At 67.1% G+C, this 14,123-nt stretch carries 14 protein-coding genes and 3 tRNA genes; 12 read left to right on the forward strand and 5 right to left on the reverse strand.

The features are described 5' to 3' along the window. Positions 1 to 144: 144 nt before the first annotated feature. Positions 145 to 1,359: an enoyl-ACP reductase FabV gene (gene fabV / locus K344_RS0115575; protein ID WP_028081446.1), complete on the forward strand. Its 1,215-nt coding sequence runs from the start codon at positions 145 to 147 to the stop codon at positions 1,357 to 1,359. Between the two features lie 150 nt (positions 1,360 to 1,509). Here fabV and K344_RS0115580 read toward each other — a convergent pair whose 3' ends face one another. From K344_RS0115580 to K344_RS0115590, 3 genes are all read right to left on the reverse strand, one after another. Beyond that, positions 1,510 to 3,429 carry a SurA N-terminal domain-containing protein gene (locus tag K344_RS0115580; RefSeq protein WP_028081447.1) on the reverse strand — a complete coding sequence of 640 codons (1,920 nt, stop codon included), beginning with the start codon at positions 3,427 to 3,429 and terminating at the stop codon, positions 1,510 to 1,512. A gap of 66 nt (positions 3,430 to 3,495) precedes the next feature. Then, a tRNA-Lys gene (locus K344_RS0115585) sits at positions 3,496 to 3,570 on the reverse strand. 17 nt (positions 3,571 to 3,587) lie between these two features. Next, positions 3,588 to 3,663, reverse strand: a tRNA-His gene (locus tag K344_RS0115590). 206 nt (positions 3,664 to 3,869) lie between these two features. Between K344_RS0115590 and K344_RS0115595 the strand changes: the two genes are divergently transcribed. Together K344_RS0115595 and K344_RS0115600 are read left to right on the forward strand one after the other, a co-directional pair. After that, positions 3,870 to 4,637, forward strand: coding sequence for an ABC transporter ATP-binding protein (locus K344_RS0115595; RefSeq protein WP_028081448.1), 768 nt, complete (start codon positions 3,870 to 3,872; stop codon positions 4,635 to 4,637). Beyond that, on the forward strand, positions 4,634 to 5,461 hold the full coding sequence (locus K344_RS0115600; RefSeq protein WP_051362296.1) for an ABC transporter permease: 828 nt from the start codon (positions 4,634 to 4,636) through the stop codon (positions 5,459 to 5,461). Before K344_RS0115595 ends, K344_RS0115600 begins: the two co-directional genes overlap by 4 nt. Here K344_RS0115600 and K344_RS0115605 read toward each other — a convergent pair. Beyond that, positions 5,454 to 6,452 (reverse strand): AraC family transcriptional regulator, encoded by a 999-nt coding sequence (locus K344_RS0115605; RefSeq protein WP_028081450.1) that lies wholly within the window; start codon positions 6,450 to 6,452, stop codon positions 5,454 to 5,456. The two genes, K344_RS0115600 and K344_RS0115605, sit on opposite strands and share 8 nt — an antisense overlap. 129 nt (positions 6,453 to 6,581) lie before the next feature. Between K344_RS0115605 and K344_RS0115610 the strand changes: the two genes are divergently transcribed. The 3 genes from K344_RS0115610 to K344_RS23160 all read left to right on the forward strand — a co-directional run bounded on the left by K344_RS0115610 (position 6,582) and on the right by K344_RS23160 (position 9,091). Then, positions 6,582 to 7,457, forward strand: coding sequence for a sterol desaturase family protein (locus K344_RS0115610; protein ID WP_028081451.1), 876 nt, complete (start codon positions 6,582 to 6,584; stop codon positions 7,455 to 7,457). A gap of 112 nt (positions 7,458 to 7,569) precedes the next feature. Further along, on the forward strand, positions 7,570 to 8,439 hold the full coding sequence (locus tag K344_RS22045) for a lysophospholipid acyltransferase family protein (RefSeq protein WP_043114700.1): 870 nt from the start codon (positions 7,570 to 7,572) through the stop codon (positions 8,437 to 8,439). A gap of 94 nt (positions 8,440 to 8,533) precedes the next feature. Next, positions 8,534 to 9,091 (forward strand): VOC family protein, encoded by a 558-nt coding sequence (locus K344_RS23160; protein WP_051362298.1) that lies wholly within the window; start codon positions 8,534 to 8,536, stop codon positions 9,089 to 9,091. A 243-nt stretch (positions 9,092 to 9,334) separates the two neighbouring features. Here the strand turns inward: K344_RS23160 and K344_RS0115625 are convergent, their stop codons facing one another. Continuing rightward, positions 9,335 to 10,204 (reverse strand): fused MFS/spermidine synthase, encoded by an 870-nt coding sequence (locus K344_RS0115625; RefSeq protein WP_028081452.1) that lies wholly within the window; start codon positions 10,202 to 10,204, stop codon positions 9,335 to 9,337. A 162-nt stretch (positions 10,205 to 10,366) separates the two neighbouring features. Between K344_RS0115625 and K344_RS0115630 the strand changes: the two genes are divergently transcribed. The 6 genes from K344_RS0115630 to K344_RS22055 all read left to right on the forward strand — a co-directional run bounded on the left by K344_RS0115630 (position 10,367) and on the right by K344_RS22055 (position 14,117). Further along, on the forward strand, positions 10,367 to 11,416 hold the full coding sequence (locus K344_RS0115630) for a site-specific integrase (protein WP_028081453.1): 1,050 nt from the start codon (positions 10,367 to 10,369) through the stop codon (positions 11,414 to 11,416). A gap of 12 nt (positions 11,417 to 11,428) precedes the next feature. Next, positions 11,429 to 11,505: transfer RNA gene (locus K344_RS0115635), tRNA-Arg, on the forward strand. A 711-nt stretch (positions 11,506 to 12,216) separates the two neighbouring features. Further along, positions 12,217 to 12,720, forward strand: coding sequence for a helix-turn-helix domain-containing protein (locus tag K344_RS0115640; RefSeq protein ID WP_169729305.1), 504 nt, complete (start codon positions 12,217 to 12,219; stop codon positions 12,718 to 12,720). A 535-nt stretch (positions 12,721 to 13,255) separates the two neighbouring features. Beyond that, positions 13,256 to 13,498 carry a hypothetical protein gene (locus K344_RS0115645; protein WP_028081455.1) on the forward strand — a complete coding sequence of 81 codons (243 nt, stop codon included), beginning with the start codon at positions 13,256 to 13,258 and terminating at the stop codon, positions 13,496 to 13,498. Then, positions 13,495 to 13,710: a hypothetical protein gene (locus K344_RS24180; protein ID WP_157623002.1), complete on the forward strand. Its 216-nt coding sequence runs from the start codon at positions 13,495 to 13,497 to the stop codon at positions 13,708 to 13,710. The genes K344_RS0115645 and K344_RS24180 overlap by 4 nt, the downstream gene beginning before the upstream one ends. Continuing rightward, on the forward strand, positions 13,710 to 14,117 hold the full coding sequence (locus tag K344_RS22055) for a hypothetical protein (RefSeq protein ID WP_043114702.1): 408 nt from the start codon (positions 13,710 to 13,712) through the stop codon (positions 14,115 to 14,117). Before K344_RS24180 ends, K344_RS22055 begins: the two co-directional genes overlap by 1 nt. The last annotated feature ends 6 nt before the right edge of the window (positions 14,118 to 14,123 follow it).

A 14,123-nucleotide genomic window follows, 5' to 3' on the forward strand; every position in this document is an offset into this window, starting at 1 on the left:
CTGGCCATGCGAGGCGCCGGCGCACACCGGCGCCTTTTTCATTGGACCCGTGTCCGGCATGTCGCGATGTGCCGGTGTGACCACCCGCTAACGGCGCCATAGCCAGTAGAATCCGCGAACCCACCGACCGACGAGGACAGCAAGTTGATCATCCACCCGAAGGTTCGCGGCTTCATCTGCACCACCACGCACCCGCTCGGCTGCGAGCGCAACGTGCAGGAACAGATCGAAGCGACACGCGCGCGCGGCGTACGCACGGACGGCCCGAAGAAGGTGCTGGTGATCGGCGCCTCGAGCGGCTACGGCCTGGCCGCGCGCATCACCGCCGCGTTCGGCTTCGGCGCCGACACCCTCGGCGTGTTCTTCGAGAAGCCCGGCAGCGACAAGAAGGCCGGCACCGCCGGCTGGTACAACTCGGCGGCCTTCGACAAGTTCGCCAAGGCCGCGGGCCGCTACAGCAAGTCGATCAACGGCGACGCCTTCTCGGATGAGGCGCGCGCCAAGGTCATCGAGCTGATCAGGAACGAGATGGGCGGCACGGTCGATCTGGTCGTCTACTCGCTCGCCTCGCCGGTACGCAAGCTGCCGTCGACCGGCGAAGTGAAACGCTCGGCGCTCAAGCCGATCGGCCAGACCTACACGGCGACCGCCATCGACACGAACAAGGACACGATCATCCAGGCCTCCGTCGAACCGGCGACCGAGCAGGAGATCGAGGACACCGTGACGGTCATGGGCGGCCAGGACTGGGAACTGTGGATCGACGCGCTGTCCGCCGCCGGCGTGCTCGCCCCGGGCGCGCGCACCGTCGCCTTCAGCTACATCGGCACCGAGATCACCTGGCCGATCTACTGGCACGGCGCGCTCGGCCGCGCCAAGGCCGATCTCGACGCGACCGCGCGGCGCCTCGACCGCAAGCTGCAGAGCAGCGGCGGCCACGCCAACGTCGCCGTGCTGAAATCCGTCGTCACGCAGGCCAGCGCGGCGATCCCGGTGATGCCGCTGTACATCTCCATGGTCTACAAGGTCATGAAGGAGAAAGGCCTGCACGAGGGCACGATCGAGCAGCTCAACCGCCTGTACCGCGACTACCTGTATCGCGCCGACGGCCAGCCGCCGAAGAGCGACGAGGAGCAGCGCTTGCGCCTCGACGACTGGGAGCTGCGCGACGACGTGCAGGGCGCCTGCAAGACCCTGTGGCCGCAGGTGACGACCGAGAACCTGTTCCAGCTCACCGACTACGCGAGCTACAAGCAGGAGTTTCTCAAGCTGTTCGGCTTCACGCGCCAGGACGTGGACTACGACGCCGACGTCAATCCCGAAGTGCATTTCGACTGCATCGAGCTGACGCCGGGCTGAGGCGGCACCCCGCCTCGCCCGACTCCTCCCTCCGCAAGCGGGCAGAGGGAATCACCGCGGCAACGCAGCGTGAGGTTGGCGCCCGTTACCGAGCCCTTTCCTCCGCAGGAGGAGAGGGTTGGGTGAGGAGGCGGTGCGGGCGCCGGTTCCTTACTGATCCGGCGACGCCGGCGTCTCGGCCTGCGGCGGATTGACGATCTTCACCTTGACCTGGCTCGCCACGTAGCTGCGGTAGGCCTGGAATTCCTCGCCGGCGGCGAGCTGGTTGAACTGCGCACCGGCTTCCGGCGGCAGATTATCGGCGGCCGGCGCGCTGACCTTGCGCAGCGCGACGACGGCGACATTGCCGTCGCCCAGCGTGACCTCGCCATAGCTCGGCACGTCGCCCTTCGGCCGCGGCATCTTGAACACGGCGTCGACCAGCGCCTGGTCCGCCTCGCGATTGTCGCGGCGCAGGGCGCCGACGTCCTTGATCTCGATGCCCTTCGCACCCGCCGCGGCGCTCAGCGTCTCGCCGCCCTTGACGGCCGCGAGCAGCGCGTCGGCATCGGCCTTGGCCTTGGCCTTGGCCTGTTCGGCGCGCAGCGCCGTGCGGATGTCAGCGGCCACCTCGTCGAAGCTGCGCTGGCGCGGCGCCTCGTACTCGGCCTTGCGGATCACCACCAGCTTGTCATCACCGATGGCGAGCGGCTTGCTGTTCTCGCCGTCCTTCAGCACTTCGGCCGAGAACGCGGCTTCCTTGACCGCATCGTTCGCCGCCAGGCCTTCGCCGCCGGTGCGCGTGAACCAGTCGGTGGTCTGCACCTGCAGGCCGAGTTCCTTGGCGACCACGTCGAGCGAGGCCGGGTTTTCGAAGGCCAGCTGCTCGAGCTTGTCGCTCAGCTCCTGGAAGTGCTTCTGCTTCTCGCGGTTGCGGTACAGCTCGATGAGCTCGGCCTGCACTTCGGCATCCTCGAACGGCTTGACGGTCGACGGCTTGACCTCGTCGACATGGATCAGGTGCCAGCCGAATTCCGTCTCGACCGGCGCGCTGGTCTCCCCCGACTTCAGCGACCACAGCGCCTTCTCGAAGCTGTCCGGCATCTGCCCGCGCTTCAGCCAGCCGAGATCGCCGCCCTTGGCCCTGGAACCGGCGTCATCGGAATTGGCCTTGGCCAGCGCCGCGAAGTCGGCGCCGTTCTTCAGCTGCGCGGCGAGATCCTCGGCCTTTTTCTCCGAGGCCGACTTGTCGGCGCCGAAATTGATCAGGATGTGGCTGGCCCTGCGCTGTTCCGGCGTCGTGAAGCGGCTGTCCTTCTCGGCGTCGTAGAGCACCTTGAGCACGTCCTTGTCCGGCACCGGCGCGGCGGGCAGCGTGTCCGGCGACAGCTCGACGTAGGCGAGCTTGATGCGCTCCGGCGCCATGTACTGGCTCTTGCTCTCCTCGTAACGCTTCTGCGCGTCGGCGTCCGACACCGTGAGCTGCGCCTCGTACTTGGCGAGATCGAACCGCGCGTAGCTGACTTCGCGCTCCTGCCCGGCGATCTGCATCAGCTGCTGGCGCTCGGTCGCGGTCATGAAGGCCGTGTCGACGACCGCCTCGCGCATCTGGTCGATCTCGAGCGATTCGCGCAGCTGCGCCTCGAAACGCTGCGGCGACAGGCGCTGGCGCGCGAGCGCTTCCTTGTAGGTCTCGGTGTCGAACTTGCCGTCCTTCTGGAACACCGGGTAGGACGACAGCTGCGAGAACAGCAGCGCGTCGTTGGCGCGATAACCGGCCTTGTTTGCGTACTGCCGCATCATCGCTTCCTGCGTCATGTCGTCGAGGACGCTCTGGCGGAAGCGGTTCTGGTCGAACTGGTCGGCGCGGAAGTTGTCGCCCATCAGCTGCAGGTACTGCTGGTAGCGCTGCTCGTAGGCGCGGCGGAATTGCGAATCCTTGATCTTCTCGCTGCCGACCTTGGCGACCACCGGATCGCCGCCGCCGGTCATGAACGACTCGACACCCCAGAACGCGAACGGCACGACGATGATGGCGACGATGAAACCGGCAACGATGCCGGAGGTGCGATCACGGATACTCTGCAGCATGCCTGTCTCTCTTGGCGTGGAGCGCTCTTATAGCAAAAAGCCCGGCGTGGCCGGGCTTTTTTCTTTTGGTGGGCTGTCAGGGACTCGAACCCCGAACCTACTGATTAAGAGTCAGCTGCTCTACCATTGAGCTAACAGCCCGCTGTTTCAAACGAAACTGGGGTGACCGACGGGGCTCGAACCCGCGACAACCAGAATCACAATCTGGGACTCTACCAACTGAGCTACGGCCACCATCGGGAGGTTCCCGTCTGGTCCCTTTCAAGGGGGGAGCCGTCAGGGGCGCGAATCATAGCAGAACGAATCCGGCCGAAACAATCGCCCGCACCAGCGGCATCGCGCTGCCGGCACGGCAGTGAATTCCGCGCCGGCAGCCTCATATATTAGGCAACCCTCCAGGGCGTCGCCCGCGTGGCGCGCCGCTTCATCGAGCATGCCCCATGACCGCCTCCCCCGCCGCACCGGCCGTGCTCGCCGTCCGCGGCCTGCGCAAGCAGTACGGATCGACGCTCGCCGTCGACGACATTTCCTTCGACGTCGCGCCCGGCCAGATCGTCGGCCTGCTCGGCCCGAACGGTGCCGGCAAGACCACGACCATCAACATGATCCTCGGGGTGCTGGCGCCGAGCGCCGGCCGCATCTCGATCGAAGGCTGCGACGTCGGCACGCAGCGCGCGCAGGCCCTGGCGCGGACCAATTTCGCGGCCGTCTATGCGCCGCTGCCCGGCAATCTGACCGTCGCGCAGAACCTCAAGGTCTTCGGCCTGATCTACGACGTGACGCAGCTCGATGCGCGCATCGAGACCCTGCTCGAACGCTTCGGTCTCGTGCGCTTCCGCAACACCAAATGCGGTCTGCTGTCGTCCGGCGAGCAGACCCGCGTGTGCCTCGCCAAGGCCATGCTCAATGCGCCGCGCCTGCTGCTGCTCGACGAGCCGACAGCATCGATCGACCCGGCCAGCGCACGCGACATCCGCCGCCTGATCCGCGACATCGCCACCGGCGGCGACAGCGGCATCCTGTGGACCTCGCACAACATGTACGAGGTCGAGGAAGTCTGCGACCACGTGCTGATCGTCTCGCGCGGCCGCGTGCTGCTTTCCGGAGACCCGCGCCGCCTGCCGGCCGAACACGGCGTCGGCAACCTCGAGGAATTGTTCATTCATGTGGCGCGCGAGCCGCTCGCCTTCGCCGAGCATCGCGCATGAGCCCGTCGCTCCGCTGCGGCCTGAACGGACGCCACATCGCCGGCGTCGTGCTGCGCCAGTACTACCTGATGCGCGGCAGCCCGACGCGCCTGCTGCCGACTTTCGCCTGGGTGGCGATCGACATCGTGCTGTGGGGCTTCATCACGCGCTACCTGAACTCGCTCGGCACGCCCGGCGTGAACTTCGTGCCGACCCTGCTCGGCGCCGTGCTGCTCTGGGATTTCTTCTCGCGCGTCATGCAGGGCGTGACCACCGCCTTCTTCGAGGACGTGTGGTCGCGCAACTTCCTCAACATCTTCGCCACGCCGCTGTCGATAGCCGAGTACGTCAGCGGCCTGGTCATCACCAGCGTCGCCACCAGCGTGGTCGGCCTCGCCGCCATGCTGCTGCTGGCGACCGGCGTGTTCGGCTTCTCGTTCTTCAGTTACGGCCTGATGCTGCTGCCCTTCCTGCTGGTGCTGTTCCTGTTCGGCATCGCGCTCGGCGTCCTCGCCAGCGCCATGGTGCTGCGCCTCGGGCCGGCGTCGGAATGGCTGGTGTGGCCGATCCCGGCGCTGCTGTCGCCGTTCGCCGGCGTGTTCTATCCGCTGTCGACCCTGCCGGCGTGGATGCAGTGGGTCGGGCATCTGCTGCCGCCCTCGTACGTGTTCGAGGGCATGCGCGCGATCGTCGCCGGCCACGGCTTCTCGGCGGCTTCGCTGCTCGTTGGCCTGGCGCTCGCCATCGTGCAGATCGTCGCCGCCGGCTGGTGCTTCGCCGCCGTGCACCGCAAGGCGGTGCGCAGCGGCCTGCTCGCGCGCTACAGCGCGGAAAGCGTCAGCTGAGGCGCTGCCGGCGATAGCGCAGCGGCGTCACGCCGCTCCAGCTCTTGAAGGCGCGCGAAAACGCGCTCTGCTCGGAATAGCCGAGCAACAGGGCGATCTCCGGCAGGCGCAGCTTGGCGTCGGCGAGATAGGCGCGCGCCAGTTGCAGGCGTGTGTCGTTGAGCACGCCCTTGTAGCTCAGGCCGCGCTCCTGCAGGCGGCGGTACAGCGAGCGCGAAGGCACGCCGAGCCTGGCGGCGATCGTCTCGAAGGCCGGTTCGCCCTCCTGCAGCGCGTCGACGATCGCCCGCTGCAGGGCCGTCATCAGCGCGTCCGGCTGCGGCGAGGCGCGCAGCAGGGCCTCGGCCTGCTGTTCGAGCAATGCCATGAGGTGCGGATCGCGCGTGTTGATCGGCAGCGCCAGCGCTTCGAGCGGCAGCAGCACGACCAGCGTGCGCGCGTCGAAGCGCAGCGGACATTCGAGCAGGCGTTCGTGCGCGGCGACGTCGGCCGGCGCCGGCCCCGGAAATTCGACGCCGCGCAGGCGCAGATCGGCACGGCCGGTGAGCTGGCGCGCCAGCGTCAGCATCGCCGAGACCAGCACTTCGTCGGACAGCCGCGTCGAACGGCCGTACGACGGATCCCAGCTCAGTTCGAACGCGCCGCTCCTTTGCGCCGCCCGGGTCGGCGTCAGGTTGTGCAGCAGCGGCTGGAAGCGCTGGAAACGCTGCAGGGCCTGGCCCAGGGTCGCGCAGGACATGGCGAGATAACCGAGCACGCCGACGTGGTGCGGGCGCGCGAGCCGGCCGATCGCCAGGCCCGTCGCCGTGCGCGGCTGCAGTTCGTCGATGCGCCGCAGCAGCGACCACCAGCTCTCGACCGGCATGCGCTGCAACCCGGCGAACGACGCCAGCTCGTCGCGCAGCGCCGGCGCGTCGAGCCGCAACTCGTCCAGATACCGCAGGAGCAGCTCGGCGAGCGCCGCGGAAACGTAGACGCCGCTGTCGGCCACGCGCGCCTCCGCGGTCGTGAATGTTGGCGGAAAATGTCAAAAACGCGGGCAGCGCGTCAAGACGTGCCGGCGCCGCGGCGCGAAGATGCGGCATCGAATCAGCGGGCGCCCGGCGCCGCGGAGCTTTTTATGCAGGACGTCTTGCACGCGCTGTCGTTCATCCTCTTCGCCGGCCTGATCTTCGTCGCGGTGATCGCGGCCGAAGCCTGGTACTGGAAGCGCAAGGGCCGCAGCGAGGCCTACGAGCTGAAGGACACGCTGTCGAACATGACCATGGGCTTCACTTACAAGGTCGTCGACGGCGTCGTCGTCGCCCTGGTCGGCAGCGCGTTCTACGACCTGGTCTACCCGCACGGCCTGCAGTACCGGCCCGGCAGCGGCTTCTGGAGCATCGCCGGCAGCGTGCTGCTGATCTTCCTGGTCAGCGACTTCGCGTTCTACCTGGCGCACCTGGTCTGGCACAAGGTGCGCTGGTTCTGGACCTCGCACGCCGTTCACCATTCGTCGCAGCGCATGAACTACTCGACGGCGCTGCGCCAGAACTACCTGGTGATCTTCAACGGCGGCACGATGATCATCGCCGTCGCCATCGCCCTGGTCGGCTTCGACAAGACCTGGGCGATCGTCGCGCTGGAGCTCAACCTGCTCTATCAGTTCTTCCTGCACACCGAGACGCCGAGCCTGCTCGACCGCTTCGGCGCCGTGCTCAACACGCCCTCGCATCATCGCGTGCACCACGGCTCGAACCCGCTGCAGATCGACCGCAACTTCGGCGGCGTGCTCATCGTCTGGGACCGGCTGTTCGGCACTTTCCGCAGCGAGCGCGACGCCGGGCCCATCGTCTACGGCGTCACCGAGCGCCAGCCGCGCTCGAACAATCCCTTCTTCCTGCAGCTGCACGAGCTCGGCACGCTGCTGCGCGATCTGTGGCGCTACAAGGACCCGCGCATCCTCGTGCGCCATCCGGCCTGGGTCGAACGCCAGCACGGCCGCGCCGGCGGCTGAGGCGCGGCTCGCACCGGCGGCCGGCGCGGCGGCCGGCGCGATGGCATGATGCACGCCGCAGGCTCTCGGTCCCCGGATGACGGCTTGTGCTCCACTTTCCCGAGGACAGGCCGTGCGCATTCTTCTCATCGTCCTCGGACAGCTGCCGCTGTCCGTCCTGCAGGCGCTCGGCGCGCTGGTCGGCTGGCTGTCCTGGACCGGCAACTCGGGCCGCCGCCGCGTCGCCCTGCGCAATCTCGAACGCTGCATGCCGGAGCTCTCCGGCGCCGAACGCGAGCGCATCGCGCGCGCCTCCCTGCGGCACGAGTTCACCACCTACATCGAGACGCTGCGCATCTGGCTGGGCCCCGCCCAGGCGGTCAAGGACGCGGTGAAGGAGTGGCGCGGCCTCGAGGTGCTGGAGCGCGCCTTCGCGCAGGGCAAGGGCGTGATCCTGCTGACCCTGCACCAGGGCGCGTTCGAGGCGGTGGCGATCCCGATGTCGGCGCGCTTTCCCTTCTGCGGCCTGTACAAGCCGCAGCGCGGCGCGCTCAACGCGCTGTCGATCCGCGGCCGCCGGCGCTTCGGCGGCCAGCTGCGCATCACCCAGGCCGGCGTGCGCCAGCAGTCGCTGCAGCTGCTGCGCGAAGGGCTCGGCGTCTATTTCATGCCGGACCATGACCCGCCGCCGGGCCGCGGCGTGTTCGTGCCGTTCATGGGCGTGCCGGCGCATACGCCGACGCTGGTCGCCAGGCTCGCGCACGAATCCGGCGCGCCGGTCGTCTACCTGTTCGGCGAGCGCCTGCCCCAGGCCGGCGGCTTCATCGCGCATTTCCTCGATGCGCCGCCGGACATTGCCAACGCCGATGTCGAAATCGCGACCGCGGCGATGAATCGCGGCCTGGAACGCTGCCTGCGCACCTGTCCCGAACAGTACTGGTGGGGCTACAAGCGCTTCCGGCGCCAGCCGCAGGGGCTCGCCAGCGTCTACGGCGGCGCCTGAGCGGAACGGCGCGCGCGTCGCCTGTTCGTCCGGTTCGGCGCAAGCCGGGCGCCGTGCGGCTTGCTGTAGTGCCGCCGTCTCGCCGGGGAGCGTCATGACGCCGCACGCGCAATCACCGATCCGCCAGGTCGCCTACGGGGTGGACGATCTGGCGGCGGGCATCGCCCACTGGGCCGCCTGCGCCGGCATCGGACCGTGGACCGCGTTCCGCAAGGCGACGATCCGCGGACGCCGCCGTGGCACGGCGACGATGGACGTCGCGCCGTCGTACCGCGGCGAGCTGCAGATCGAGCTGATCCAGTCGCGCAGCCGCAGCCCGTCGCCCTACCGGCACGAGGATGGCCGGCCGCGCATCGGCATGCATCATCTCGGCTGGCACAGCGACGATCCTGCGCGAGGCATACCACTCGGCGAGGTGTTGCGCCCTGAACTCGGCTTCCATTGCCAGGTCCTCCGCGGCATCGCGCGCCAGCACGACCCAGCGCACCGGCGACGAGCGGAGTTTCACGCGGCGCTCGCCCGCCGTCGCCGCAGCGGCGCGCGCAGGCTGGACATGAAGAACAGGATCGCGGTGACGAGCGCGAACAGCAGGCCCTTGCAGGTGCCGACCGCGGCGGCGAATTCGGCGTTCGGCAGCGACTGCAGCCAGTGATCCGACCGATAGATCCGGACACCGGCGGACAGCAGGTAGATCACCGCGGCGCGCAGCGCCGGCAGTACATGCCACTTCGAAGAAAGGGCGCGAACCGCGCGCGCTGGGCTGGACATCATCGCCTACCGGCCCATCACCATGACAACGCATGGCATACGGCAGCTTGCGGCGCGGCGGCGGCGAAAAGAGCGGCCGGGTGAGCGGCGGCGGACGATGCCCGCCGGCCGCGCCGCGTCACACCGCTCAGCCGAGCTGGATCTGCCGGCTGCCGCGCAGCTGGCGCGCGAACGCCGGAAAGTCGAGGCCGTGGCGCGCCTCGAGCGCGCGGGCGCGTTCGTCGAGCGCGATCCAGTCGGGCACGAAGCGGGGATCCTTGAAGGCGAACAGCAGGCGATTGCCGCCGCGCTTGAGCCGATGCAGCATCAGGCGCCCGGCAAAGAACTGCGCGGCCAGCCGCAAGTGTGCTTCCACCGACTGCTCCGGGCCGATGAGATTCATCACCAGCAGGCCGCGCGGCCGCAGGCGCGCGGCGACGTCGCGATAGAACGCTTCGCTCGCCAGCGAGGGCGCCACGCCGCTGCGGTCGCAGCCGTCGATCAGCACCACGTCGGCAAGGTCCTCGGTGGTCGCGAAATAGTCGGCGGCGTCGGCGTGCACGATGCGGAAACGCTCGTTCTCGTGCGGCAGCTCGAACAGCTTCGCGAAGGCCAGCACGTCGCCGTCGATCTCGACGGTGGTGATCCGTGCGCCGGGCAGCCGGCGATGGCAGAACTTGCTCAGCGAGCCGCCGCCGAGGCCGACGATGGCGATGTGCCGCGGCCGCGTCACGAACAGCAGGAAGGCCATCATCTGCCGCGTATAGACGAACTTCAGCGCGTCCGGATCAGCGATGGTCATCTCGCTCTGCACGAAGTCCAGGCTGAAGTGCAGGCGTCGCGTCACGCCGTTGTCGACGACGAAGGGCTTGTCGTAGGCGCCCGCGCGCAGGCGCCGCATCAGCTCGCTGACATTGGCGTGGCGCGGTTCGCGCAGCAGGATGGTGCCGTCCTCGGACAGCAGCTTGGCTGGCAGTTCCAGCCACGACGCGCGCGCGGCGCGCGCTGGGGGGCTCATGGCGATGATGGGAGTACGTGGATGGCGCGCCCGGAGGGAGTCGAACCCCCGACCCACGGCTTAGAAGGCAAGAGTTCTTTTCTCCATTCTCCATTGATACCATTGGATTTTCTCAGATAGACGGCAGGTTCATCTGCACGATATCTGCACTGAGGATGTCCAATGGCATCGATCCGCAAGCGGTCCCTCAACGGCGAGGCGCGTTGGGACGTTACTGTAACCCGCCGTGGTGCGCCTCGGCAGACGCGCACGTTCCGCACCAAGGCCACGGCCGAACGCTGGGCAAGAGAGACCGAGCGGGACATAGAGCGCGGCGCCTGGCGCAGTACGGCGATGGCGGAGCGAACCACGCTCGCGCAGTTGCTTGAGCGATACCACGATGAAGTCGCGCCGACGAAGAAATCGGCGAACGACCTGAAAGGCCGGCTCAACCGCCTGCGGGATTTCGACATCGCGCGCCTAAACCTCATCGCAGTTTCGCCAGAACGGCTCGTGCAGTTCCGGAAATCGCGGCTCAGAGCCCGTGTTCGGCTCGGCGGTCCACGCGGCAAGACCTTGCGCCCGATAGCAACGCAAACTGTGAGGCACGAGCTGAAGCTGATCGGCACCGTCATCAAGCATGCAATGCGGGAATGGGGGCTGGAGCTGCCCGCCGGCGATCCATTGCGCAACGTCAAGCTTCCGCCTCAAGGTCGACCCCGCGATCGACGGACCCAGGGTGACGAATACGAGCGCATCCTGAGCGAGGCACGTGCCTCGAAGTCCCCAAAGCTCGCGCCTGCGATCGAGCTTGCTGTCGAGACGAGCATGCGCCGCGGGGAGATCTGCAACCTAGTCTGGGGCGACATCGATCTCGATCGCCGTGTCGCCAGATGCAGGGAGACGAAGAATGGCGAGCCACGCAACGTCGCCCTCTCCCGGCGCGCAGTGGAGGTTCTGAAATCCCTGCCGCGCCATGACGGCGATGAGAACGATGCCGTCATCGGCGTCAAACCGAGTAGCTTCACGCAAGCGTTCAAGAGAATCTGCGAACGACTGAAGCTAGAGAACATCAGGCTGCACGATTTGCGACATGAGGCTGCGAGCCGTCTTGCTGAGAAGCTCAATGGTGACGTGATCGCACTCAGCACGATGACGGGACACAAGACGCTGAGCATGCTCAAGCGCTATACGCATCTGCGTGCAGAAGACGTGGCGAAGCGGCTCGATTAAACTTTCCAGATTGCGCCTGTAGCTCAACTGGATAGAGCACGGACCTTCTAAGTCCGGGGTTGGGGGTTCGATTCCCTCCAGGCGCGCCATCGGCCGACTAGCCTGAGCGGCAGGACAGCCGGCACCCACGCCCCGCACTGCGTAGCGCGAGCGGAAGATGCTGGATAAGCGCGCAGAATCAATAAGCTGCGCTCTTGTTTCGAAGTGCCAGCACCAAGCGTTGCGTCGCCGAACAACCGCTCATCGGCCAATCGGCGCCGTTCGTCCATATTTTGCCGTTATCCTGGTTATCCAAGACGGTCATTTCGAGCCCAAGACGGTCGAGTTGGAAGCCAAGGCGGTCTTTTTGGAGCCGAGATGGTCGTTTTGGCTCGTAAGCTGCTGTTTTTAATGCTGGTAGGCTGCGGACAGTTGCAACATGTCGCGCAAGCATGCAAACCAGCCAGACTGCCAGCCTAAAGGACGTCGACAGCCCGGACAGCCCGGTGTTGTCTCTGGTCGGTCTCGCTCGCTACCTCGGGTTGCCATACGCGACGCTGAAGGCGTCGCGGAGCCGCTGTCCGGACTCGCTGCCACCGCCGTTCCATACGCGACCGCTCCGCTGGCGACGCCAGACGGTGGATCGCTGGCTTGCGGCACGGGAGCACGAAGAGGAGCAGCGGATCGCGCGGTCGCTGCAGCCCGTATCGCGCCGAACTGCTGCTGACACGGTGTAGTCGGCAATGACCGACCCTCGCTCAATCAGCGACATCCTGGACCGCTTGCCGAGACCGCCAACGTTGCGCCCACGGTCGAGCCAGGTGAATCCGCCCGTCCAGGGTGAACTGTTCAAAGCCGACGCTGCGTGGTTCCCGGTGCTGCGCGCGCTAATTCGCACAGGAGCGATGGCCCGTCTCGGGCCATACGGCATCGCTGCTTACTTGGCGATCAAGGCGGAAGCCAACCTAAAAACTGGCAAAGCTGCCGTATCGGTCCGCAGCATCGCGGACAACACCGGAATGAGCGAACGAAGCGCTCGAGAGGCCATCCGCCGGCTCGAGCGGGAGGGCTTGGTGTCTTCCGCCGCGGCGTGTGGAAAGCCTACGACCTACCAGCTCATAGAGCGGCTATCCATCGTCACCGCTGACGGGCGGCCCGCGGGCGCGGCCGAATGGCCATTCTCCAGCACGGAATGGAGGGACCAACTCAAGCGCGTCGTCGCCGCCGCCATCGAGCAGCTCGCCAACGGCCAAGCTCGGACGACGATCAATATCGGATCCATCAACGTCCTCGTCGTGCAAGAGCCGCGCAGGGAGGTGCCGTGAACTCGCTCACGCGGCGCTTGTGGATAGCCGACGGACCCCGGCAGGACGTGCTGGGGTCAGACACGCGAGCCCGGCACGACACGCGGGGGTTAGGCCCGTACCCCGGCACCAAGCGCCGTCCCGTCCCCCTGCATAGATTCTTTGAGATAAAGACAAAGCTTCTAGACTGCGCGGAACTGTGGACAACCGCAGTCACGCGGCCCGCGCCGTTGCGCGATTCGCCTTCTTCCGACGCGCCGGCCCAAAAGCACCGCAGGACCAGGCCTGCGGCCTCGTCCTTCGGCAAAGCCTGGGCCACCGTGCCGGCTGCGCCGACACCGTATCCATGCTCGGACGCTCCGCGGGTCGCTTAGGTGCCACTTGCTGCGCGCGCGTCAACCGGTCCGCTCGACGCCCACTGCGCGGCCGACGAGTCGCGCTGCGCGCGCCCCTTCGGGCGGCGATTGACCCGTGCTCGACGGCGTGGCGATCGGTTCCCGATCACAAGCGCGGCGGCGGTCTGCCGCGCTTGCGACCAGGACCACAGAGAACGGCCATGAACAAAGATCACGCACGCGAGCTTAAGTCGCATGGGATCGAGATCCGCACGCATCGCCATCGCACCGGCTGGACGTATCGGCTGGCTGTCGACAGCGCCGGCACCTTCGACACCGATCGGACGTACATCACGCGGCAGGCGGCGATCGAGGCAGCGACATTGCGCCTGATCCGCGAGCTGCCCGCGTTGTTCGAGCAAGACCTGATCGAGCAGGTGCCGTGTCAGCTTAGGACTTCATGATGGCCCGCTCGCGATCGAGGCTGTGGCTCGCGCTTGATTTGGCACTGGCGGCACGCAAGGCGCTGGAACGCCGCGTGATCGAGGCCGAGGCCCGCATCGCCGAGTTGGAGCGCGAATTCGCCTACGCGCAGGACTGCGCATTCGGCGCCCAGGCACCCAACGTCGGCCTCGCGCGCGACGACCGACTCGGGCTGCTCATGGAGAACCACTGATGATGAACGAGCAAACCACTTCCAGGCGACCACGGCGCAGATCCGCGGACATTAGCGTCCGCGACCCGACCGGGTCAGTCCGCGAGATTGTGGAAGCGTACTGCATGCGCACTGGCTGCAACTTCTCGGAGGCAGTGCGCGAGTTGATCGTCAAGGGAGAGGAAGCATCTGCAGCCGACAGTGTGAGGCTGCACGAGCTGATACCGGACGTGCACATGCTGATCTCGGAGCTGCGGCAGCGCGTGCCGAAGCACCCGGACTACAACCGGGTGATGCTCATCACAGTACTCGAATCAGTGATGTACTTGCGGCAGTTCGTTGGGGCAGTGAAACCTGACTTGTTCGAGAAGGCGCGCCAGAATACACGCGAGGCCTTCGACAAGCTGGTCAAGGAAGGCACGGCGTGAACGCCT

The sequence above is a fragment of the Solimonas soli DSM 21787 genome (assembly GCF_000474945.1).
In the GTDB taxonomy this organism is placed as follows: Bacteria; Pseudomonadota; Gammaproteobacteria; order Nevskiales; family Nevskiaceae; genus Solimonas; species Solimonas soli.